General features: G+C 69.2%; 1 protein-coding gene. It reads left to right on the top strand.

Annotation, left to right across the window (positions count from 1 at the left end):
* On the top strand, nucleotides 1–328 hold a 328-nt coding region (locus tag AC805_RS16900; protein WP_197278774.1), incomplete at both ends, for an aminopeptidase.

Raw genomic sequence — 328 nt, 5'->3', positions numbered from 1 at the left:
GCCCTGGAGAAGATCGCCAATTTCGATATCAACTGGAATATCGTCGCCTTTCCCGGCGCCGCCTGGGCCCGGCAGGTCTTCAAGGACGATGCCGAGGAGATCGCCGTCGCGCGCCTCGCCGAAGCGATCTTCGCCGCCTCCCGCGTCGACCGCGACGACCCCGTCGCCGCCTGGGCCGCCCATAACGCCGCGCTCGCCGTTCAGCCATTTCGTGCGCTGGGCGAGCGCTTCGCAGCCCTGCATTTCACCGGGCCCGGCACCGATCTCACCGTCGGCCTCGCGGATGGCCATGAATGGCAGGGCGGGGCCTCGACCGCCAAGAACGGCG

It is taken from the genome of Pseudanabaena sp. 'Roaring Creek' (assembly GCF_001402795.1).
Lineage (GTDB): Bacteria > Cyanobacteriota > Cyanobacteriia > Pseudanabaenales > Pseudanabaenaceae > Pseudanabaena.
This window is presented reverse-complemented; position numbering and strand designations above follow the sequence as displayed.